The 23,076-nt window shown below is 63.5% G+C and carries 16 protein-coding genes; 10 read left to right on the top strand and 6 right to left on the bottom strand.

What is annotated here, in order from left to right:
* Positions 1 to 67: 67 nt before the first annotated feature.
* Positions 68 to 847 (bottom strand): outer membrane beta-barrel protein, encoded by a 780-nt coding sequence (locus INQ41_RS05650; RefSeq protein ID WP_228076719.1) that lies wholly within the window; start codon positions 845 to 847, stop codon positions 68 to 70.
* 216 nt (positions 848 to 1,063) lie between these two features.
* Between INQ41_RS05650 and INQ41_RS05645 the strand changes: the two genes are divergently transcribed.
* Positions 1,064 to 1,918: a restriction endonuclease gene (locus tag INQ41_RS05645; protein WP_193986936.1), complete on the top strand. Its 855-nt coding sequence runs from the start codon at positions 1,064 to 1,066 to the stop codon at positions 1,916 to 1,918.
* 37 nt (positions 1,919 to 1,955) lie between these two features.
* Here the strand turns inward: INQ41_RS05645 and INQ41_RS05640 are convergent, their stop codons facing one another.
* A complete protein-coding gene (locus INQ41_RS05640) occupies positions 1,956 to 2,243 on the bottom strand; it encodes a hypothetical protein (RefSeq protein WP_193986935.1) in 288 nt (95 codons plus the stop codon).
* Between the two features lie 381 nt (positions 2,244 to 2,624).
* A complete protein-coding gene (locus INQ41_RS05635) occupies positions 2,625 to 3,089 on the bottom strand; it encodes a hypothetical protein (RefSeq protein ID WP_193986934.1) in 465 nt (154 codons plus the stop codon).
* Between the two features lie 393 nt (positions 3,090 to 3,482).
* Between INQ41_RS05635 and dcm the strand changes: the two genes are divergently transcribed.
* From dcm to INQ41_RS05620, 3 genes are read left to right on the top strand one after another with little or no spacing between them, the layout of a single operon-like run.
* Entirely contained in the window at positions 3,483 to 4,721 is a 1,239-nt protein-coding gene (gene dcm / locus INQ41_RS05630; RefSeq protein WP_282436990.1) for a DNA (cytosine-5-)-methyltransferase, read from the top strand.
* Between the two features lie 4 nt (positions 4,722 to 4,725).
* Positions 4,726 to 5,208 (top strand): very short patch repair endonuclease, encoded by a 483-nt coding sequence (locus INQ41_RS05625; protein WP_228076717.1) that lies wholly within the window; start codon positions 4,726 to 4,728, stop codon positions 5,206 to 5,208.
* A 9-nt stretch (positions 5,209 to 5,217) separates the two neighbouring features.
* Positions 5,218 to 6,528 carry an MvaI/BcnI family restriction endonuclease gene (locus INQ41_RS05620; protein WP_193986930.1) on the top strand — a complete coding sequence of 437 codons (1,311 nt, stop codon included), beginning with the start codon at positions 5,218 to 5,220 and terminating at the stop codon, positions 6,526 to 6,528.
* Positions 6,529 to 6,790: 262 nt separating this feature from the next.
* On the opposite strand, the gene INQ41_RS05615 is transcribed toward INQ41_RS05620, so the two are convergent.
* Together INQ41_RS05615 and INQ41_RS05610 are read right to left on the bottom strand one after the other, a co-directional pair.
* Complete coding sequence (locus INQ41_RS05615) at positions 6,791 to 9,283, bottom strand: DEAD/DEAH box helicase family protein (protein ID WP_193986928.1); 2,493 nt, start codon at positions 9,281 to 9,283, stop codon at positions 6,791 to 6,793.
* Positions 9,284 to 9,330: 47 nt separating this feature from the next.
* Entirely contained in the window at positions 9,331 to 12,999 is a 3,669-nt protein-coding gene (locus INQ41_RS05610) for a methylmalonyl-CoA mutase family protein (RefSeq protein ID WP_193986926.1), read from the bottom strand.
* A gap of 286 nt (positions 13,000 to 13,285) precedes the next feature.
* Between INQ41_RS05610 and INQ41_RS05605 the strand changes: the two genes are divergently transcribed.
* Together INQ41_RS05605 and INQ41_RS05600 are read left to right on the top strand one after the other, a co-directional pair.
* Complete coding sequence (locus INQ41_RS05605) at positions 13,286 to 14,383, top strand: Glu/Leu/Phe/Val dehydrogenase (protein WP_193986925.1); 1,098 nt, start codon at positions 13,286 to 13,288, stop codon at positions 14,381 to 14,383.
* A 74-nt stretch (positions 14,384 to 14,457) separates the two neighbouring features.
* Complete coding sequence (locus tag INQ41_RS05600; RefSeq protein WP_193986923.1) at positions 14,458 to 15,630, top strand: isovaleryl-CoA dehydrogenase; 1,173 nt, start codon at positions 14,458 to 14,460, stop codon at positions 15,628 to 15,630.
* Positions 15,631 to 15,718: 88 nt separating this feature from the next.
* Here the strand turns inward: INQ41_RS05600 and INQ41_RS05595 are convergent, their stop codons facing one another.
* Positions 15,719 to 18,559, bottom strand: a complete 2,841-nt coding sequence (locus INQ41_RS05595; protein ID WP_193986921.1) for an autotransporter serine protease — start codon at positions 18,557 to 18,559, stop codon at positions 15,719 to 15,721.
* 240 nt (positions 18,560 to 18,799) lie between these two features.
* On the opposite strand from INQ41_RS05595, the gene INQ41_RS05590 reads away from it, so the two are divergent.
* From INQ41_RS05590 to INQ41_RS05575, 4 genes are all read left to right on the top strand, one after another.
* Positions 18,800 to 19,975 carry a thiolase family protein gene (locus INQ41_RS05590; protein ID WP_193986919.1) on the top strand — a complete coding sequence of 392 codons (1,176 nt, stop codon included), beginning with the start codon at positions 18,800 to 18,802 and terminating at the stop codon, positions 19,973 to 19,975.
* 173 nt (positions 19,976 to 20,148) lie between these two features.
* Positions 20,149 to 20,526, top strand: a complete 378-nt coding sequence (locus tag INQ41_RS05585) for a hypothetical protein (RefSeq protein WP_193986918.1) — start codon at positions 20,149 to 20,151, stop codon at positions 20,524 to 20,526.
* Positions 20,527 to 20,721: 195 nt separating this feature from the next.
* On the top strand, positions 20,722 to 21,234 hold the full coding sequence (locus INQ41_RS05580) for a hypothetical protein (RefSeq protein WP_228076715.1): 513 nt from the start codon (positions 20,722 to 20,724) through the stop codon (positions 21,232 to 21,234).
* Positions 21,235 to 21,363: 129 nt separating this feature from the next.
* The gene (locus tag INQ41_RS05575; RefSeq protein WP_193986916.1) at positions 21,364 to 22,974 is read left to right on the top strand and encodes a carboxyl transferase domain-containing protein; all 1,611 of its coding nucleotides are present in this window, start codon (positions 21,364 to 21,366) and stop codon (positions 22,972 to 22,974) included.
* Positions 22,975 to 23,076: the final 102 nt, after the last annotated feature.

Raw genomic sequence — 23,076 nt, 5'->3', positions numbered from 1 at the left:
CGCTCCGATAGGCGCGCTTCGTTAATCACTTGTTGCTCAGGCAGACCGGCCGGACCATGCTTGCCCATTAGAACCGGACTTCGGCACCTAGCATCAGCAGATCAGCACGGCTCGCGTCGTATTCGAACCCGTCGTCGGTCCACGCGTACTCATTGAAGTACACGTGGTTGGTGTAGACCAGGCTCATGTTGAAATGCCGATTGAAGTCGACACCGACACCCAGGCCAAAATAGCCACCGTCAACGGTGTCATCAAACGCGCCGATATCGGCCGCCCAGTAGCCCGCGCGGACCAAGCCGTAGACTGGATTGTCGCGGCCGAAGTTGAAGCGTGCGTTTACGCCGACGCTCGAGTAATCGACCTTGCCGTAGCGGAAACCGTCGTCCTCTGCGTCGTCCAGCCGCCCCGCGGCCAGTTCGATGCCTACCAACGACACCGCACCCGCCTGCCATCGGTAGCCTGCGTTCACCGCGCGTGCGGACTGGTCGACATCGTCGTACACCCATCCCTTGCCGCCCTGCACGCCCAGGAAGACCCCGCCTCGGCTTTCCTCTTCCATCGTGGCTGACGGAGCAGCCGCAGCGTACGACTGTTGAACTGCGCTGCTGGCCTGAGGGTGCGCAAGCGATTGCGCTGAAACGGCATCCGTCGGCACCGACGTTGTCGGCACCCGCTTGGCGGGATCCTTTTCGCCTTCCGGCGCAGGCTGCCAAACCGCGAGCGGCTTGGACTGTGCATGGGCCGTGGCAGATGCCAAGGCAACGCTCGCGAAGACCGCCGCCATGGCCGCGGTCACTATCGTGTTCTTCATGTTTTCCCCTGTTTGAAATCGATCGATCGCGCACATCAGCGCGGTCGTTATGGTGGTTTGCCGCTACTGGTAGCGGCCGCATCCGAATTGGAGCATCGGCCGACCCTGTAAAAACTTGAGCCGTAAAAGCTCAAATCGACGAGCGATCCTCCGGTTTTTCCTGGGCACTGATCAGTGACGAGATCGCAGCCAACCCTCATCGGCGGCGATATCGGAAATCAGCGCTACCATCCCCCCACACAGGGAGGGGTTATGGGACGTCGGAGAAAAAGCGGTCTGGACGAGGTCGCGTCATGGCCGTGGCAAATGGGGATTCTGGCGGGCATCGTCGCCTTCCTGCTCATCCGCTACGGGATAGGAGCATGGCTCTCAACGGCCGGCGGTCCGTTGCTGGGACCCGTCGGGCAGCAGATCGGCAGCATCACCGCGCCCTTCGCATGGATCGTGATGTTCGCCTGCTGGCTGGCGGCGGCGGTGTCCTGGGCCAATGCGAGAAAGCGACGCAACCTGCATGACACCCGCAGCGACCTCGACAGCCTGGCGGACATCTCCTGGCGCGAGTTCGAGATGCTGGTTGGCGAGGCGTTCCGCCGACAGGGCTACGACGTGCTTGAGACCGGCCTGGGTGGAAAGGACGGCGGCATCGACCTGATCGTGAGCAAAGGTGGGCGTCGCGAACTGGTCCAGTGCAAGCAGTGGAGGCGCCGCCAGGTCGGTGTCGCAACCGTCCGCGAAATGTGGGGCCTGGTCGACCACCACCGCGCAGATGCGGTGCACATCGTCAGCGTCGGGGATTTCACCGCCGATGCGGCGCGATTTGCCAGCGGCAAGCCTATCCATCTGATTACCGGACCCGAACTACTCGACCGGATACGTGCCGCGCAGACGGGCGCCGCTACCGCATCTGCACTTGCACCCACACCCGTAACGGAACCGCAAGCTGGACCGATAGAAACACCCCGACATGCAGACCCGCGAGGCCACACACCAACCTGCCCGGTCTGCGCCGGCGCAATGGTCGTGAGGCACAACCGACGCACGCGCGAGCCCTTCTGGGGCTGCGCGCGATATCCGCAGTGCAAAGGGACCGCGACCGCCGGGTCCTGATCCGTACACTCGGCTCGACGTGCTTCGTGATGGGGCTCTACAGCAGAAACCGCCCGCAGGTGGGTTTAGGCGGGCGCGGCCCCCCTCGCGGGCGCAGCATCTCCACCACCTCCATGAGGTCGATCCACGCCTGGATCGGGTCGGCGGCAACCGGCACGCGGTCCGCGCCGCCCTCGCTCACCAGGACTACCCGATCGTCATCAGCCCCGGGCTTCGTCGACAAGCTCTTCAAACAGATCCTCCCGCTCGAATAAACGGATTGTTCAACCAGGCTGGCCATGCGGGCATCGTAGCGCAGCGACGGCAGGCTACCGCCCATCACCATCGCGCAATCCACCCATCACCGGGCGCGCACCTGGTCCATGTGGGCTTTCGTTCACGCCCTTCTGGGCGTCATTGGCCAGATCGACGACGCGCAGCAGGTAGGGCTCCGGATGCGGCAATGACCTCAAGCGTGGCGGTGGCGACGCATCCGGAGACATTGACTCCCCCGCCAGAGGCATCGATGACGCATCCAGAAGCGTCGTCGACCCCATCCGAGGCGTCGATGACGCCATCGCAGGCGTCGCCCAGGCCGACCGATGGGTGGGTGATTCCAACGCCGGCAACCACGACCCCAACGGGGGCCTCCGGCACGCCTGCCGATGTCTGCAACCAGAAAGGCCGCCCGGAGGCGGCCTGTGTTGTGCGAAACCGGAGAAACGCGTTAGGCCGGTTCGGCCACCTTGCGGCGCTTCTTCGCGAAGCGGCCGCTCAACTCCTTGCGCAGCTCGTCCAGACCGTGGGCCCCGCCGGACAGCTTGACGTGGGCATAGCCCTCCAGCGCAACGCTCATCACGTCGCTGCCGAGCGCGGCGACCGTGTCCTCCACCCGCGTGGTCAGCCGCCGCAGTTGCTCCAGCACCGGCACCAGCTTGTCCAGAGCGGCCAGGTCGGCCTGCGCCTCCGCCAGGTTGAGGCTCGCCGGAACGATGTCCGGGTTCTGCTCCAGCACCCGCAGCGTCTGCCGCGCGAAATCCTGCGAGCGCGGGCCCAGCAGGGTCAGACCGCGACGGTCCCCGGTCTCCATGCCGATCAAGCCGGGCAACGACGCCGCCGCCTGCTGCACTCCCGCTACCGCACCTGCAATCTGCTCGTCCGTGAAATCAAGGGAAACAATGTTCTGAGCCACAGCACTCTCCTTTGCCTATCCATGTGTGTGCGCCAACGTCTGCCGGCGCGTCCTTGCCCTGTTACCGCCGGTGACTATGAGCCGAGCGGCAGGGCGGAAACGAGTGTGCCAAAGGAAGCGCGGGGAGTGAAGCGTCGCGCGGCAGGCTGCGTACCTGCGAGGTCGCCAGGCTCACACAAACTCGTGAAATGCGTGATCGAGTCCGACGGACGCAGCGAAAGCGCACGCCACAAGTGCTTCAACGCAAAGCCGCCGCGTCTCACCTCAAGAGACGCATATCTGGACACTCGATCAGGTCGATTTCGAACGCGCGGACCGGTGATTTTCCGCCTAAGCCCCTTCCTCGAAGGGACAACAATGGACATACTGTCCGCACATGTCCCGGAGCTATTCATGCCTACTTACGAACTGATTGACCTCGCGCTTACGCGCTACTCGGCAAAGGAAGTGGCAGTTGCCCTGGGGGTCGATCCGAAGACGGTCCGCCGCTGGCACCTGAGAGAGACCGAACCCAAGCCCTACATCGCCGACGCGATCCGCCAACGCCTGCTCCCCTTGGGCGAAGCGCCTACGGGACCTGCTGCATTCCGCTTCATCGATCTGTTCGCGGGGATCGGCGGGCTGCGACTACCTTTCGAAAAGCTCGGCGGCCGCTGTGTCTTCACCAGCGAGTGGGACTCCTACGCGCGCAAGACCTACGCAGCCAACTTCCACGACGGACCGGAGCACACATTTGCGGGTGACATCACCCAGGTACATGAGGACGACGTGCCCGATCATGACGTGCTGCTTGCCGGATTCCCCTGCCAGCCATTCTCGATCGCCGGGGTGTCCAAAAAGAATGCTCTGGGCCGCGCGCACGGTTTCGCCGACAAGACACAGGGCACGCTGTTTTTCGATGTGGCCCGCATCATCGCGGCCAAGCGGCCGAAGGCGCTTTTGCTGGAGAACGTCAAGAACCTGGTCAGCCATGACAAGGGCCGCACATTCGCGACAATCATCGATGTGCTGCGGAATGAGCTGGGCTACCACGTGCACACGAAGGTAATCAACGGTAAGCACTTCGTCCCGCAGAACCGCGAGCGGATCATGATTGTCGGCTTCCGCGACGACGTCCCGTTCAACTGGGACGATCTCGAACTACCCCCGCTGGAAGAGGGTCCGAAGCTTGACAGCATCCTGCACCGGGAAGACGGCACCGATCCGGCGGAATGGCACTATCTGGAGGGGGAGAAGAGGCGGGTCAGTGGCAAGTACACCCTGTCCGACAAGCTCTGGGAGTACCTGCAGAATTACGCGGAAAAGCACCGCATGAAAGGCAACGGATTCGGCTTCGGCCTCGTCACCAGAGATGACACGTCACGCACCCTGTCCGCCCGCTATTACAAGGACGGCTCGGAGATCCTTGTTTCCCGCGGCGGCCGCAAAAATCCGCGCCGTCTCACGCCCCGCGAGTGCGCCCGTCTCATGGGCTATGACGACACTTTCCGAATTCCGGTGTCGGATACGCGGGCATACATGCAGTTCGGCAATTCGGTGGTGGTGCCTGTCGTTGCAGCTATTGCCAACGTTATGGTTCCGCTCCTGGACCACATGGATACGGAAAAGGCCGCCGACCGCAAGGTGGCCTGACACCGTGGACGTGATCAGTCCCGAGCAACGGTCCGCGCTGATGTCGCGGATCAAAGGCAAGGACACGAAGATCGAATTGGAAGTACGGCGCGGACTGCATGCGCTGGGCTTTCGCTACCGGTTGGGAGGTGCAGGACTGCCGGGGAGACCTGATATCGTTCTTCCGAAGTACCGGACTGTGGTATTCATCCATGGCTGCTTCTGGCACCGACACGATTGCCACCTGTTCCGGCTGCCAAAGACCAGGACGGAATTCTGGAAGGCGAAGATGGATTCGAACCACGAGCGAGACACCCGCAACGAAGCGGCTCTGCGGGCGGTGGGGTGGCAGGTCGATACGATCTGGGAGTGCCAATTGCGCGATAAGTGTGTGGAAGACCGGGCAGCAACCCTCACCAACCTGGGAAACCGAATAAGATCAACTCTAAGTACGAGTACCCTCGCGACGGACTATTCAGCGACTACTCGCGGCTCCGGTACTTCATGAGCAAGCCTTTTGGACTATTTTGCTGATTTAAAAAGTCTGCTGTCGCGCTTTCGTGACATTGGCGCAACTCGCATCTTCTACAAGCTGCTGAGCGAGAACGACAACAGCAAGCAACAGATCTATCTCGGGGGCAGCTTCGAGGTCCTGACCTTTTTCCCCTACGGTAATGTCCACGCCGAGCCGGGTCTCAAAGATCCAACGTTCAAGGCACCACTGGAGTACTTCTGGGTCGGCCCTTCAACTTTGGAGAAAGCGCGCGCAGCGCAGCTTATTCTCTATCCCCGCTATCCTGAGGTCAGACTGTCGGGCTTCCTGCGCGGCTGCAGAACGGCTCCCAATGAACATCTTCGTCCGATTCCAAGGGACATGCGAAAGGGTGTAGATGGTCGCGCCTTGTTCTTTGGGACCACGGCCGACGGACGGACGCTTGCCCACTTGGAACCGGCCGGCTCGCCGCTCGCGTTCGAAGCGACACTCGCGCCGCACGCCGACGCCGGAGTGTTCAAGGAGCTCCCCGTACCTGGCGCGCCCAGCGATTCGCGTTCTTACGTATTGGATCGGCTGCGACAGATCCAGCAGATGGGTGCCATACCGTCCATCAGGCTCAACAAGACCGGCGATGCGGTTCCCTACAACGCGCGCAACGGCGGCGGGTACACCCTTGAGGCTCTGCTGGGGATCAAGCCGAACGGCGATGCCGCGCCCGACTTCATGGGCTGGGAGATCAAGGCATTCAGCAGCGACAGGATCACGCTGATGACCCCCGAACCAAACGGTGGTTTCTACGGATCAGAAGGTGTCGGCGCATTTGTCCGGCGCTACGGCCGGCCCATCCCAGACAAGGACCAGCTCTACTTCACTGGTGCCCATCAGTTCGGGAAGCCCAATGCCAGAACCGCCATGACGCTTGGCTTATGCGGATTCGACGCAACCAAGAGCGTGATCAACGATGTAAGCGGTCGGATTGTCCTGTCCGACGGGGACGGCAACGAAGCAGCGACGTGGAGCTACAGCCATCTGCTCACACATTGGAACCGCAAGCATGCATCGGCTGCATATGTCCCATTCAAGTCGGAGAGTTCAACGCCGCCGTGCTATCGCTATGTCAATCCGGTGTTGCTCGGAGAGAGGACGGACTTCTCCAAGTACCTCAGTGCGCTGGCTGCCGGCTTGGTTGTTTTTGATCCAGGTTCGAAAGTGGATGCTGTTAGTACGGCGCGCCCCAGAGTCAAAGCTAGAAGCCAGTTCAGGATGTCCAAGAAGCATCTTGCGGTGCTTTACGAATCATTCAACGAGATTAATCTCAGTGTTGAAATTTAATAATGACGCCCTACCTTTGACTTGCACATCGCATAGCCAGACCGATTTTCCGATCAAGATCCGTGCGACATTTTTATACCGCAACCACCGGGTTGATAGCGTTCGTGGGGCGATCGAAGCGATTGAAGCTTTCGCGGTTTAATCTACCCCTGACACTATTTCGAAAGCCACCGTCCTATCCACGCGGGCCAAGATTCCCCTCACAGCCGACGCAAACGTGAACAACGTGCAAGTGGCGAATCCGCTAAGCGCCTCGTCGCCACTACCTGACCGGAATCCCCGCGTCGACAAGCTGTTGGGGTAAGACCTGATGTGATCCGAGCTGCCTTTGGATATTGCTCGCTTCCTCGGCGAACAAGGGACCGTGCGTGACCAGCGCAACAAGCAACCCACGAAATCGTAAAACAACCTCACCAATTGTATCGCTAGTGAAAACAGAAATACTCGCAGAAAAGTCACTGGCACGATCCGCAACCGCAACATCGCTTCCTATTATAGGAAAAACCTCTACGAGGCCGGGGATGTTATCTCTCACCCATCTCTCACTTATCGCAATCTGCCCGGCATCGGTCTTCCAAAGCTTTGAGGTCTTCTCATTCTTCATCTCGATACAAAATGCTTTATCCTCAAAAATCCAAAGATTATCCGGACCCCGCCCGAACTCTTTCTCAGGGCGTCTTGAGTCCGCACCGAGAACCTCACCGAGATCCATCACTGCTGCCTCCACCGCGTCCGAGTCGTTTGAATATGATAAACGAGAAATAAGACTATCGAGCTCCAGTATCGCTCCATTCTTATCCTCAAACTGGCGAAGCCATTCCGCGATTCGCTCCGCTTGGCTGCTTACTCGACGCTGTAGAGACGGCGGAAGCACAGGGGGGCGAGAGACATTGTAATTATCTGCATAAGCCGACCCCTGTAAATCCATCGCAGTGGTTTTGTCATGCATATATAGAAGCTTTGCTGCACTCTGCTTCATAACCCCCTTCGGAAATCGACTGTTGCCAAGGAGATTTGAAGCGTTACGAAGGAATTGTGCCGCGCCATAGTAATCCCGCGCCTGAGCTGCAACAGCAGACTTCCGCTCAGCCACTGCTATGTCGCGCCGCACCTCCACCTCCGCAGCAACCCTATCAACTGCATCCGAATGAACCCTTACTTGCGAAAGATAATAGTTCCTCCAACCCTCATCGCGATTCAGCAATTGACTTAATGTATTGCTGATGCCAACTGCTTTGTCAGGATCGTCAGCAATAGCTTTTGATACCTCTCGCCCTATTTCTATCTGTCGGACTGTATTCGGCGAAAAGCTCTCAAGCACTATCTTTCGAGAGATGAAGTTTGCGAGATCCTGACCAGCGAGAATTACCGCGCAATAGTCTGAATTTGAACGAACGGCTCTGCCAAGCCCCTGCTCCACTCTATTCGCCAGCTTTCCCCGCATACCCACTAAACCACCGGCGTTTTCATTATCTAACCGATCAATGATCCCTTCACCAGCAGGCAATCCATCTATCACGAGAATACGGCACGCAGCGTCCGGCAAGTCGATACCGTCATACCTATTTACGAAGACGATAAAATTCCCTCGCGACGCGCGTTTGAGAGTCTCGATCCAAGAACTGACGTTTTCACCTTGAGCCTTCAAAGCCCCGGCCTCGACCCATACTCCCGCAGCAGCGTCAGATGGAACGAGCACCACCACATTTGCAGATGGGACGAAGCGCGCGACAACCTCGATTATCTGAGCCCGCGTAAACTCTGGGTCGACGAGCGACGGGACAAGCACCATCCGTTCACCGACAGCGCCTTCCCCTTCCACCTCAATCGGGTTTTTGATCGATTCTTGATCACAACCCAGTTCACGGATGAGCGGACCACCATCATGTATCGATGCGGACATAAACAACCGATGGCGTGCACCAACGTAATGTTCAACGTAATCGGTGAGAGGAGGATCCAGCGTAATTTCGGCGGAATTGCCACTGATTACAATTCTGCAAAGCTCCAGCGCTCGAGAGATATGGGGCCAGGAAAACACAAGAGGCTTTTCGCTCGCGCCGGCAGCCAAGATGCGTCTTATAGCGGAGATATTATCGGCTATTAGCCAATGCGGAACTTCAAGGAGCCCCGCAGGATCCGAGCCATCGACACGGCTCCAGTTCGCTGGCTCCGCCTCGCTTAGTGCCGGCCCTAAAAGGGAAAGTAATCCGTCTCTCACATCCCCGGAAAGCACGGCGCCGAAGCATTTCTTTATCGATTCGATTCCCGCGTGAACATCATCAAGAACAATAGCGCACGGTGTCAGACGAACATCAGCGCGAGCAAAGGTAGATTTTCCATTAAAGAATTTGTCGTATGTGCAGACCATTACCGAATTGCACTGAGAAGCTTGCTCAGGCGGATATCTTTCGTTACCTAACCATGCAACCACACTCAAACCGATGCGCTCTCCCTCGTCTATTACCTGCTCCGCAAGCTGAGTGGTCGGCACCAAGAAAACGACCGGCTCGTCATACCGATCCATCATGTGCTTCAAATAGATCAAGCCGGTTGTTGTCTTCCCTCCGCCCGTATTTAGCTTCAAGACTAAATCGCGCTGATTCAGCTGACCATCAATCTTTTTGAACAAATCCAACTGAGACGGCCTGAGCTCAACGTGGGAAACCTGTCGGTCGAGCCTAGAGAAGGTATCAAAGAGCGACGTCGCCTCTGCTTGCGAACCCGCTGGACTAAGCTTCGAAAAATCGACCATGCCACCTCTTCCCCAATATAAGTTACAACCCGACTAGCGATTTTATGCTACATATTCCGCCGATATTCCCCACCCACGTCATACAACGCATGCGAGATCTGTCCGAGCGAGTGCGTCTTGACCGCCTCAATCAGCGCCTCAAACACATTCTTCCGCTCGCGCGCTGTCTTCTGCAGATACCCCAGTCCGTGTCCGTCGTGCGCTTCTTCCCCTGCGCCGTCGGTCCCCACTTCATGACTGTGCGACGTTTCGCCGCGCGGCGCCAGTTGGTTGCGATTGCCCTGCCAGTTGCGGACGTTTTCGATCTGCTGGCCCTTCTCTTCCGGGGTTGAGCGGATCAGTTCGATCTCGGTGGTGACTTCGCCGGCGTGCTCCTTGGGCAGGAAGGTGTTGACGCCGACCAGCGGCAGGCTGCCGTCGTGCTTCTTGCGCTCGTAGTACATCGACTCTTCCTGGATCTTGCCGCGCTGGTACATGGTGTCCATCGCGCCGAGCACGCCGCCGCGCTCGCTGATCGCCTCGAACTCCTTGTAGACGGCTTCCTCGACCATGTCGGTGAGGTAATCCACGGCAAAGCTGCCCTGCCAGGGGTTCTCGTTGAAATTGATCCCCAGCTCCTTGTTGATGATCATCTGGATCGCGACCGCGCGGCGCACGCTTTCCTCGGTCGGGGTGGTGATCGCTTCGTCGTAGGCGTTGGTGTGCAGGCTGTTGCAGTTGTCGAACAGCGCGTACATGGCCTGCAGCGTGGTGCGGATGTCGTTGAACTGGATCTCCTGCGCGTGCAGGGACCGGCCGCTGGTCTGGATGTGGTACTTCATCATCTGGCTGCGGCTGGACGCACCGTAGCGCTCGCGCATGGCGCGGGCCCAGATGCGGCGAGCGACGCGGCCGATGACCGTGTACTCCGGGTCCATGCCGTTGCTGAAGAAGAACGACAGGTTGGGCGCGAAGTCGTCGATGTCCATGCCGCGCGCCAGGTAGTACTCGACGATGGTGAAACCGTTGCTCAGGGTGAAGGCCAGCTGGCTGATCGGGTTCGCCCCGGCCTCGGCGATGTGATAGCCGCTGATCGACACCGAGTAGAAGTTGCGCACGCCGTGGTCGACAAAGTACTGCTGGATATCGCCCATCATCCGCAGCGCGAACTCGGTGCTGAAGATGCAGGTGTTCTGGGCCTGGTCCTCCTTGAGGATGTCGGCCTGCACGGTGCCGCGCACGGTCTTGAGCGTGTACTCCTTGATGCGTTGGTAGGTCGCCGCGTCCACTACTTGGTCCCCGCTGACGCCCAGCAGGCCAAGGCCCAGGCCGTCGTTGCTCTCGGGCAGCTCGCCGCTGTACTGCGGGCGCGGGGCGTCCTTGAACATCGCGTCGATCTTCTTGCTGGCCTCCGCCCAGCGGGCGTCATCCTCGCGCAGGTACTTCTCCACCTGCTGGTCGATGGCGCAGTTCATGAACATCGCCAGGATCATCGGCGCGGGGCCGTTGATGGTCATCGACACGCTGGTGGTCGGCGCGCACAGGTCGAAGCCGGAATACAGCTTCTTCATGTCGTCCAGGCTGGCGATGTTGACGCCGGAGTTGCCGATCTTGCCGAAGATGTCCGGGCGCGGCGCCGGGTCCTCGCCGTACAGCGTGACCGAGTCGAACGCGGTGGACAGGCGCGCGGCGGGCTGGCCGACGGACAGGTAATGGAAGCGACGGTTGGTGCGCTCCGGCGTGCCCTCGCCGGCGAACATGCGAATCGGGTCCTCGCCGGTGCGGCGGTACGGGTACACGCCGCCGGTGTAGGGGTAATGGCCGGGCAGGTTTTCCTTCTGCAGGAAGGTCAGCAGCTCGCCCCAGGACTTGTACGTCGGCGCGGCGATCTTCGGCACCAGCTGGTGGCTGAGCGATTCGCGGTAGTTCTCGACCCGGATCTTCTTGCCGCGCACCTCGTATTCGGTGATCTCGTCGGTGATCGACTTCAGCCGCTCCGGCCACTGGCGCAGCAGCTTGACCGCGTCGGCGGTCAGCGACTGGATCGCGTCGTTGTAGCGCTGGCGAAGGGTCAGCAGGGTGCGGTCGGGCGCCTGCGTGTCGTCGGCAACGGCCGGCACCTCGTTTTCCGGGGGCACGGGCACGGCGGGCGACGGGCTGGCGACTTCGACGGTGCCCAGCCCGGCCTGCCCGCCGCCGGGCGTGATCGCCGCCGAGCCGTACAGGTCCAGCGCCTCGGGCAGTGCGTCATCACCCAGCCCCTTCAGCGCGAGCCACATGGCCTGCGCGCGGTCGGCGATCTCGGCCTGGGTCTCGATCTGGCGGTTGATGCTGCGGCCCTGCTCGGCGATCTCGGCCAGGTAGCGCACACGCGGGCCCGGGATCAGCACCGTGGCGCGCGGCTCCTTCAGGCTGGTGTCGATGTCGGGCTGGAAGTCGCAGTGCGCTGGCGCGAGCTGGCGGCTCTCCTTGCCTTCGCCGTCGTTGAGCACCTTCTCGCGCATCAGCCGGCACAGGTTGGAGAACATCCAGCTGATGCCGGGGTCGTTGAACTGGCTGGCGATGGTCGCGTAGACCGGCACGTCCTCGTCCTTGGTCTGGAACGCGACGCGGTTGCGCTTCCACTGCTTGCGGATGTCGCGCAGCGCGTCCTCGGCGCCGCGCTTGTCGTACTTGTTCAGCACCACCAGTTCGGCGAAGTCGAGCATGTCGATCTTCTCCAGCTGGCTGGGCGCACCGAAGTCGCTGGTCATGACGTACATCGGGAAGTCGACCAGATCGACGATCTCCGAATCGCTCTGGCCGATGCCGGCGGTCTCCACGATCACCAGGTCGTAGCCCAGCCCCTTCAGGAAACCGATGCTGTCCTTGAGCACGATATTGGTCGCGGCGTGCTGGCGGCGGGTCGCCATCGAGCGCATGTACACGCGCTTGGAGCGCAGCGAGTTCATGCGGATGCGATCGCCCAGCAGCGCGCCACCGGTGCGGCGGCGGGTCGGATCGACCGAGATCACCGCTAGGCGCATCTCCGGGAAGTGGGACAGGAAGCGGTTCAGCAATTCATCGGTGACCGAAGACTTGCCCGCGCCGCCGGTGCCGGTGATGCCGATGACCGGCGTGCGGCTGCCGGCCAACTGCCACTCTTTACGTAGCGTCGCCAGCGCGTGCTCGTCGAACTGGTCTTCCTCGATCGCCGTCAGCATCTTGCCGATCGCGATCTCGTCGGTGATCGACGGCGCGGATTCGGGCGCGTCGGCGCCCACGCGGGCGTCCTCGGCGCGCTTGACCACATCCTCGATCATCTCCACCAGGCCCATCTTCATGCCGTCGTTGGGGTGGTAGATGCGCTCCACGCCGTAGGCCTCGAGCTCGCGGATCTCCTCCGGCGTGATGGTGCCGCCGCCGCCGGCGAAGACCTTGATGTGCGCCGCGCCACGCTCCTTGAGCATGTCGACCATGTACTTGAGGTACTCCACGTGGCCGCCCTGGTAGGACGACAGCGCGATGGCGTCGGCGTCCTCCTGCAGCGCCGCGCGCACCACGTCCTCCACCGAGCGGTTGTGGCCCAGGTGGATGACCTCCGCGCCGAGCGACTGGATCAGCCGGCGCATGATGTTGATCGCCGCGTCGTGGCCGTCAAACAGGCTGGCGGCGGTGACGAAGCGCAACGGCGTACGGGCGGTGGCCGAATTGCTGGCGGTGGCGGGCTGGGAAAGCTGGCTGGCAGGAGTACTCATGACGCTCGATCCGTGCAGGCAAAGGGGTTTGGCGTGATTGTAGCGTGCCGCCCGACCGCCCCTGCGCTAACCCGCGTGCCGCTCGCCGGGCACGCTGAATGGCCGCGAGTTTCTGAATGCGCGAATGCCGCAGCGCAGCAATAGACGCCGCCGCGATTCGATTAGACTAGCGCCCCTGCGACCGGGAAACACTCGGCCTGCATTGGCGAATCCACGCGGATTCAATGACTTACACGAATCTTGGCGCCAGCGCACCCGCGCAATCACCGCCGACCCGGAGCTCTTGATGATTTTTGAAACCCTCGACACCAGCGGCCACGAGCAGGTGGTGTTTTGCCACAACAAGGATGCCGGCCTGAAGGCGATCATCGCCATCCACAACACCACTCTGGGCCCCGCGCTGGGCGGCACTCGCATGTGGCCCTACAAGTCCGAGGCCGAGGCGCTCAATGACGTCCTGCGCCTGAGCCGCGGCATGACCTACAAGAACGCGGTCGCCGGCCTGAACCTGGGCGGCGGCAAGGCCGTGATCATCGGCAACCCGGCCACCGACAAGTCGGAGATGCTGTTCCGCGCGTTCGGCCACTTCGTGGAGACCCTGGGCGGTCGCTACATCACCGCCGAGGACGTCGGCATCGACGTCAACGACATGGAGTTCGTGTTCCGCGAGACCGAGTACGTCACCGGCGTGCACCAAGTCCACGGCGGTTCGGGCGACCCGTCGCCGTTCACCGCCTACGGCACCCTGCAGGGCCTGATGGCGTCGCTGAACAAGCGCTTCGGCGATGAAGAAGTCGGCAAGTACAGCTACGCCGTGCAGGGCCTGGGCCACGTCGGCATGGAGTTCGTGAAGCTGCTCAAGGAGCGCGGCGCGAAGATCTTCGTCACCGACATCAACCAGGGCCTGGTCGAGAAGGCCGTGACCGAGTACGGCGCCGAGGCCGTGGGCCTGGACGAGATCTACGACGTCCCCGCCGACGTGTACTCGCCGTGCGCGCTGGGCGGCACCATCAACGAAGAGACCCTGCAGCGCCTGAAGGCGAAGGTCATCTGCGGCTCGGCCAACAACCAGCTGGCCAACGACGCGATGGGCGATGAAGTGCAGAAGCGCGGCATCCTCTACGCGCCGGACTACGCGGTCAACGCCGGCGGCGTGATGAACGTCTCGCTGGAGATCGACGGCTACAACCGCGAGCGCGCGATGCGCATGATGCGGACGATCTACCACAACCTGACCCGCATCTTCGAGATCGCCGACCGCGACGGCATCCCGACCTACAAGGCCGCCGACCGCCTGGGCGAGGAGCGCATCGCCTCGATCGGCAAGCTGAAGCTGCCGATGGGCCGCGGCACCCCGCGCTTCAAGGGTCGCGTCCGCAGCTGATCAGCCGCGGGCGGTAATGCAACAACGCGACGGGGCCGAGTGCCCCGTCGTGCTTTCAATTCAGGAGATTTGGGATGCGTGCTTTTCCGCTGGGTGACGAGATCGACGCGCTGCGCGACGCCGTGCGCCGGTTTGCCGAAGCCGAGATCGCGCCGCGCGCGCAACAGATCGACGAAGACAATGCGTTTCCGCAGGACCTGTGGCCGAAGCTTGGCGAGATGGGCCTGCTCGGCCTGACCGTCGACCCCGAATACGGCGGCAGCGGCATGGGCTACCTGGCCCACCTGGTGGCGATGGAGGAGATCTCCCGCGCGTCCGGTTCGGTCGGCCTGAGCTACGGCGCCCACTCCAACCTGTGCGTCAACAACCTCTACCTCAACGGCAACGAGGCCCAGCGCCGCAAGTACCTGCCCAAGCTTTGCAGCGGCGAGTGGAAGGGCGCGCTGGCGATGAGCGAGCCTGGCGCCGGTTCCGACGTGGTCGGTTCGATGAGCTGCCACGCCGAGCTTCGCTCCGTGGATGGCGGCGACGACGTCTGGGTCGCCAACGGCAACAAGATGTGGATCACCAACGGCCCGGAGGCCGACGTGCTGGTGGTCTACATGCGCACCGCAGGCAAGGAGGCCGGCAGCAAGTGCATGACCGCCTTCATCGTCGAGCGCGGCATGCTGGGTTTCAGCACCGCGCAGAAGCTCGACAAGCTGGGCATGCGCGGATCCAACACCTGCGAGCTGGTGTTCCAGAACTGCGAGATCCCGGTCGAGAACGTGCTCGGCGAGGTCAACCTGGGCGTCAAGGTATTGATGAGCGGCCTGAACACCGAACGGCTGGTGCTGACCGGCGGCCCGATCGGGCTGATGCAGGACGCCATGGACATTGCCCTGCCCTACGTCCGCGAGCGCCGCCAGTTCGACGCGGCGATTGGCACCTTCGGGATCATGCAGGCCAAGATGGCCGACATGTACACCGCGCTGCAATCCAGCCGCGCCTTCGCCTACCAGGTCGCGCGCGATTACGACGCCGGCCATCGCAGCCGGGTGGATGCCGCGTCCTGCCTGCTGCACGCCAGCGAGGCGGCGGTGCAGGTCGGACTGGAAGTCATCCAGACCCTGGGCGGCAACGGTTACATCAACGAGTACCCGGCCGGGCGCATCCTGCGCGACGCCAAGCTGTACGCGATTGGCGCCGGCACCAACGAGATCCGGCGCATGCTGATCGGCCGCGAGCTGTTCGACGACCGCAGCTGATCGCCAGCAATAACGGGCAGCCCTGCTGCCCGTTGGAAACCACCGCTCCGGCGCGCAGCCATGCAGGCCACGCGCCGGGTGGGTCAGGTCAGAACCCGACCGTCCAGTTGGCGTAGGCACCCGTCCAGGTGCGCCCGTTTTCGTTGCGCGCATTCAGATCGAAGCCCAGCCGGCCCAGCGGCAGATCGCTGCGCAGGCCGAAGCCGAGCACGGTGGCTTCCTTGGCCATCCCGCCGCCGGTGATCGGCGACCACGCATCCATGCCGGTAAAGCGCGCATCGATGGCGGTGCCCGACTGCGACAGCAGGCGCTGCCATTCCAGCCGGCCCTGCATGGTCAGCTTGAGGCCGCCCAAAGCCCACGGCTGCTGCAGGCGCACACCCGCCAGCGCCCGCGTTGCATCCAGCTGCGAGTCGCCGGTGGTCAGGCCGAACCCGACCGCACCCTGCTCGCTGAAACCGTCGCGGTCCAGCTGCAGGGACTCGGTCCCCACGTACGGGGTCAGGGTGCCCGCGCCGAGCGCGAAGCGGTGGCCCGCCTGCACGCCGAAGCTGGAGTAGCGGCTGGCGTAATCCGCCGCGACGCCGTGGCTCTGGCTGCCCAGCACGATCTGGCGCTGGGTGCTGCGGTCCATGCGGCCGGCGGCGAAGCGGCCCAGCAGATAGCTGCCATCGAACTCCCAGGCGGCGTAGAGCTGGCTCTCGTACTGGCGGTTGTGCTCCCGGTCCTGACGCAGCGGGTTGTGCGCGTAACCGTCGGTCTGGCCGAAGGCGAAGCCCAGGGTCAGGTTGCGCCCGATGCGCTGGTCGTGGCCCAGCAACCAGGAGTTGGCGTCCAACCGCGACTGCGACCACATCGCGCGCTCGCCGCCGTGACGACTGGCCCAGCTGCCCAGGCTGACGACGTTGCCACTGGAGAGCCCGTCCAGGCGCGACTCCAGCGCGTGGCGGCCATCGTCCATCGCCATCGTGGCGAACGCGGTGTCCGCCGCGTGCATCTCGCCGGACAGGCTCGCCAGCGTGCGCTCCGCACCGGCAGCCGACACGGTCGACTGGATCGCCCCGGCGCCGGTGATGAAGCCGCCCATCGCACCCGGCCCGGCCGATCCGGTCACGCCCGTGCCGTCGCGATCGAGGCCGCGGAACGCACCCTCGACCCGCGCGGCGCCGCTGACCGCGGTCGGGCTCAAACGCAGTGACTGCGCGGTGGTGAGGACGTCCAGTCGCTGGATGTCCAGCCAGGCGCTTTCAAAGTCGTGCCCCAGCGTTGCCTGCAGGAACAGGTTGTTGCTGGAGGACGCCGCAGTAAACGCGCCCGACAGCCCACCCTCGGCGGTCAGGAAAGTCTCCCGCGCCGAGCGCACGTAACCCTCGGTGACGCCGGTGACCAGCACCTCGCCATTGATCGTGGCGCGGCCCTTGACGTTCACCCTGGAGCCGAGGTCAAAGGCGAACACGCCGGTCGACGTCTGGGTGAAGTCGCCGCCGATGGTATGCACCGTGCCCTTGGGATCCTCGCCGTAGAACGCCGCGATGCCCTCGTTGCGCAGCGAGCCTTTCACGGACACGCCATCGAGCAACAGCAGGCCGTCGTGGCCGATGTCGGTATCGCCCGGGATGTCGTACAGCGATGCCAGCGAACCTTCGTTGACGATGGTCTTGCCGCGGTAGCTGTTCCTGCCGGTGAGGTCGAGGTCGCCGTCGCCGGTCTTGGTGATGCCGCCCGCCCCGGTCAGGTCGTTGGACCAGATGGAACGGCCGCCATCGAACGCGGCGCTCATCTGCCCCCAGTCCAGCCGACCCGGACCCTTGGCGGCCTTGCCAACGTCCAGCAGGCCGTGGCCAAAGACCGGATCCACGCCAGGCGCACCCAGGTCGACCGCGGTGCCCAGCAGGGTCTGTCGGACCTCATCGTTGGAGAAGTACGGGAAGGCCTGCCAGACCACCGCAGCCGCGCCCGACACCTGCGGCGCGGCGTAGGACGTGCCCTTGCCGACCCAATAGGTCGGCTTGCCGACCGTGTCCAGCACGTCGGTGAACACCACGTAGCCAGGCGCGACCAGGCAATAGTTCTGGGCGATGCCACAGGCGTTGGAATAATTCGCCAGCTTGGTCGGCTCCAGCGTGTCCAGCGCGCCCACCGCGAGCCAGCCGCGCTCGAGGATGTTGGCGCCGGCGCCCATGCTGGGCAATGCGGCGGTATCGCTGGGGTTGGCCTTGCCTTCGTTGCCGGTCGCGAATACGACCAGGCCGCCCCAATCCACCACGAAGGGCTTGAGCGCGTCGACGAAGGTTCGGGTGACCTTGTCACCACCGGTCCAGTACAGACCGCCCCAGGAGTTGTTGGAAATCCGCGCCCCACCGGTGATCAGGTCCCTGTGGATGTCGCCCAGCCAGGACCCGTCGGTGACCTCGTTGCCGCGACCCGAGCCGTCATCGGACGGAGGCGCATCGGAGATGATCCGCGCGGAGACGAACGTGGCGTCCGGGGCGATGCCGCCGGGCCAGTCGCCGAACCGGCGACCGCCCGCCAGCTGCGCCACGACCGTGCCGTGGCCGAGCACGTCATCGATGTTGAGGTTGTTCCGGCGCGGATCCAGGTAGGTGAAGCTGCTGGTGACCCGGCCGTCCAGCGTCGGGTGGTCGCGGCGGATGCCGCTGTCCAGCACACCAATGGTGACGCCCGCACCGGTGAAACCGGCGGCGTGCGCGGCATCGGTGTTGGTGAGCACCAGATGGGCATCGAAGTCGGGCTGTGGGCCCGGTGCCGGCTCATCGTCCGGTGGCGGAATCGGCGGCGGCGCCGGCGGCGGCTCGGGACGGATGATGGTGCCACCGCCACCGCCACCGCAGGCGGCCAGCGCGAGTACGCCTGCTCCGGCGATACCCAGTTTCCATGCGCGGGCGCGCTGGGATGCATGCGACTTCATAAGGTCTCCCCCTCAATGGTCGGCAATGGACGGCGCCAGGCGCCAAGTGACCCCAGTATCACGTCAATCACGCTTCACCGACAATCAGCCATCAACGCAGGCCGGACGTGCCCAATGCAGCGTGGCCGATACGCGAACCAGCGCACGTTTTAGCGCCCGGTTTGCCGCAGCGCAGCATGGCGCCGCATAATCGGAGCGTACCGGAAGCGTCTTCCGGCTCGTCCCAAATTGGAGTCCGCCATGAGCGACGTCGTCATCGTCGGTGCCAAGCGCACCGCCATCGGTTCCTTCCTCGGCCAGTTCACCGGCGTGCCGACGCCGGCTCTCGGATCGGCCGTCATCACCGGCGCCCTCGAGCATGCCGGCGTGTCCGCCGACCAGGTCGACGAGGTGATCATGGGCTGCGTGCTGCCCGCCGGCTTGGGCCAGGCGCCCGCCCGCCAGGCCGCGCTCAACGCCGGCCTGCCCGCCTCCGCCGGTTGCACGACCATCAACAAGGTCTGCGGCTCGGGCATGAAGGCGATCATGTTCGGCCACGACCTGATCAAGGCCGGATCGGCCAAGGTCGTCGTTGCCGGCGGCATGGAGTCGATGACCAACGCCCCGCACCTGCTCAACGGTTCGCGCACCGGCATCCGCTACGGCAGCGCCGAGTTCATCGACCACATGGCCTACGACGGCCTGACCAACCCGTACGACGGCAAGGCGATGGGCGTGTTCGGCGACATGGCCTGCAACGAGTACGGTTTCGACCGCGAGGCGCTCGACGCGTACTCCACCGAGAGCGTGGACCGCGCAAAGGCGGCCCAGGCCGATGGCTCGTTCAAGGACGAGATCGTCCCGGTCACCGTCAAGACCCGCAAGGGCGAAGTGGTGGTGGATACCGACGAGGAGCCCGGCAAGATCGACACCGCCCGGATTCCCGGCCTGCGTGCCGCCTTCGGCAAGGAAGGCGTGTTGACCGCAGCCTCCTCCTCGAAGATCTCCGACGGCGCGGCGGCGACCCTGCTGATGTCTGCCGAGGACGCCTCCGCCCGCGGCCTGACGCCGCTCGCACGCATCGTTGCGCACGCCACCCATTCGCAGGCGCCCGAGTGGTTCACCACTGCTCCGGTCACCGCGATCAAGAACGTGCTCGAGAAGGCCAGCTGGAGCGTGGCCGACGTCGACCTGTTTGAAATCAACGAGGCGTTCTCATGCGTGGCGATGGCCCCGATCAAGGATCTGGGCATTCCGCGCGAAAAGGTCAACGTGCACGGCGGCGCCGTTGCATTGGGCCATCCGATCGGCGCCAGCGGTGCGCGTCTAGTGGTCACGCTGATCAACGCATTGCGCGCGCGTGGCGCAAAACGCGGTGTGGCGTCGCTCTGCATCGGCGGCGGCGAAGCGACCGCGATTGCCATCGAGTTGCCGTGAATGGGAACGCACTTTTCACGCGCGCCTGTCAACACCGAACGGCAGCCCAACAGTTAACGATAAATTGACGAAAAAAGGAAGGCCTGCCGCTTGACACAGGCCGGCCTACCGTCATCATGTTAGCGGTACGCGATTGCGTGCTGCCGAATTTTTCTTAAGACGAGGAATACACCATGACTTTGAACAAGGCGCTGATCGCCCTCGCTATGGGCCTGGCCCTGGCTGCTTGCTCCAACACCCAGCAGGCTGACAGCTCTGCCCAGGAAGCGGCCACCGCCGCCAACGAGGCGCAGGAAGCTGCTGCCAACGCCGCCGCCACTGGCGACGCGATGGCCACCGACGCTGCCCAGGCTGCTGCCGACACCGCCGCTTCGGCTGCCGACGCCGCCGCGACTTCGGCCGACGCCGCTGCCTCTGCTGGTGACATGACCGGTGCCGACGACGCTGCCGACGCTGCCGAGAACATGGCTGACGCCGCCGAGCAGGCCAAGGACGCTGCTGAAGAAGCCGCTGCCAAGGCAGACGCCGAGACCAACAACGACGGCAAGTAATATCGCCCCGTTGCACGTTTCAGCTTGAAGAAACCGCCGGGTAACTCCGGCGGTTTTTTTATGCGCGTCGTTTCAGCGGCGTTTAAATACGACCGCCTCCTTCACGTCGCTTTCCCTGTGCCCATCGGATAGTTTTCCCGCCGGCAGAACCGGCGCATGACGCAGTTTCCCTGCCGACTTTCCAGGAGCTTTCCGATGAACCACAAGATCACCCTCATAGTTGCAGCCAGTATGTTTGCCTTGACCGCCTGCAATTCACCGCAGGCCGAACAGGACCGAAAGGAAGCGGCCGCCGAGGCTCGCGCCGCCGGTGATCACGCCGCCGCCGCCGCGGACTCCGCTTCCGACTCCGCGGCCCGCAGCCTCGACTCCGCCGCGGAATCGGCGCGTGAAGCGGCCGACGCCACCGGCGCTGCTGCCCGCGATGCAGCCGACAACACCAGTGCCGCCGCGCGCGACGCAGCCGCTACCACCCGCGCCGCCACCGCGGATGCAGCCGATTCGACCCGCCGCGCCGCTGCCGACGCGTCCGAGTCCGCCAGCAAGGCCGGCGATTCGATCAAGGAGTCCTACGAGGAAGGCAAGGCCAGCGCCGCCGACACCATTGGCAGTGCTGCAGACAGCGTCGCCGAGCGCATGAAGCGCGAGAAGGCCGAGGCGGAAGCCGCAGCCGCACGTGCGGCCGCCGAGAAGGCCAAGAAGGACTGATCGTTCTGCCGCAAAGCTGTCAGCGCGAGGCCCGCTATTGCGGGCCTCGTTGCGTTTGCGGAGCCGTCCGGGCGGAGCTCGGCTGGCCTCCGGTATCCTGTGCGGTCCATTCTCCCTCGGCCGGTTGCCATGCCCGTTTTGACCTCAGCCCTTGACCCCCGCTCGCAGGATTTCCAGGACAACGTTGCCTGGCATCGCAGCCTGGTGGATGAATTGGATGCACGGCTGATCCGGGCGGCCGAAGGCGGTGGTGAGAAGTCGCGCGAACGCCACACCGGCCGCGGAAAACTGCTGGTAAGGGAACGCATCACCGCCCTGCTCGACCCGGGCTCCCCTTTCCTGGAGATTGCCGCGCTGGCCGCCGAGGAGATGTACGACGGCGACGCACCGGCCGCCGGCATGGTCTGCGGCATCGGCCGCGTGATGGGACACGAAGTGATCGTCGTGGCCAACGATGCGACGGTAAAAGGCGGCACGTATTTTCCGATGACGGTGAAGAAGCACCTTCGCGCGCAGGAAATCGCCCGCGAGAATCATCTGCCGTGTATTTACCTGGTCGATTCGGGCGGCGCATTCCTGCCGCTGCAGGACGAGGTATTCCCGGACAAGGAACACTTCGGCCGGATCTTCTACAACCAGGCGCGGATGAGCGCGGAAAACATTCCGCAAATCGCGGTGGTGATGGGCAGTTGCACGGCGGGCGGAGCGTATGTGCCGGCGATGAGCGATGAGTCGATCATCGTCAAGGAACAGGGGACGATTTTCCTCGGCGGCCCGCCGCTGGTGAAGGCGGCCACCGGCGAGGTGGTCGATGCCGAGACCCTGGGTGGCGCGGACGTGCATACGTCGATCTCGGGCGTGGCCGACCACTTCGCCGAGGACGATCGCCACGCCCTGCAGATCGCCCGCGACATCGTCGGCAGCCTCAACCGGAAAAAGACCCTGCCGGTCGCCGTGCAGCCGGTCCGCGAGCCCTTGTTTGCCGCGCACGAGCTGTACGGGGTCGTGCCGAAAGACACCCGTCGCCCGTTCGAGATCCGCGAGGTCATCGCGCGCATTGTCGACGGCAGCGAGTTCCAGGAGTTCAAGGCGCGCTACGGCAAGACCCTGGTTACCGGCTTCGCCCACATCCACGGCTACCCGGTCGGGATCGTCGCCAACAACGGCATCCTGTTTGCCGAGAGCGCGCTCAAGGGCGCGCACTTCATCGAGCTGTGCAACCAGCGCGGCATCCCGCTGGTGTTCCTGCAGAACATCACCGGCTTCATGGTCGGCAAGAAGTACGAGCAGGCCGGCATCGCCAAGGACGGAGCGAAGATGGTCACCGCCGTGGCGTGCTCGCACGTGCCCAAGTTCACCGTCGTGATCGGTGGCAGCTTCGGTGCTGGCAACTACGCGATGTGCGGCCGCGCGTACGGCGGCCGTTTCCTCTGGATGTGGCCCAACGCGCGCATCAGCGTGATGGGCGGCGAGCAGGCGGCCAGCGTGCTGGCCACCGTGCGCCGGGACGGCATCGAGGCACGCGGCGATGAGTGGAGCGCGGGCGAGGAAGCCGCATTCAAGGCGCCGATCCTCGACCAGTACGAAAGCCAGGGCAATCCGTACTACGCCACCGCACGACTGTGGGACGACGGCATCATCGATCCTGCCGACACCCGCCGTGTTCTTGGCCTAGGCTTGTCAGCAGCGTTGAATGCACCGATTGCCTCGTCAACCCGGTTTGGCGTGTTCCGGATGTAGGTAACGGTTCCGCGCGCACACCGTTTTTCGTTAGCTTTCCAAACCTTCTGGCGCGAGACGCGTGTGCGCCCGCGCCGGGTTGTGATTCATGGTCAGGTGCGG

Origin of the sequence: Lysobacter ciconiae (assembly GCF_015209725.1) — a bacterium.
Classification (GTDB): Bacteria; Pseudomonadota; Gammaproteobacteria; order Xanthomonadales; family Xanthomonadaceae; genus Novilysobacter; species Novilysobacter ciconiae.
Note: the sequence above shows the minus strand (reverse complement) of the source record. Positions and strands in the feature narration are given on the sequence as shown.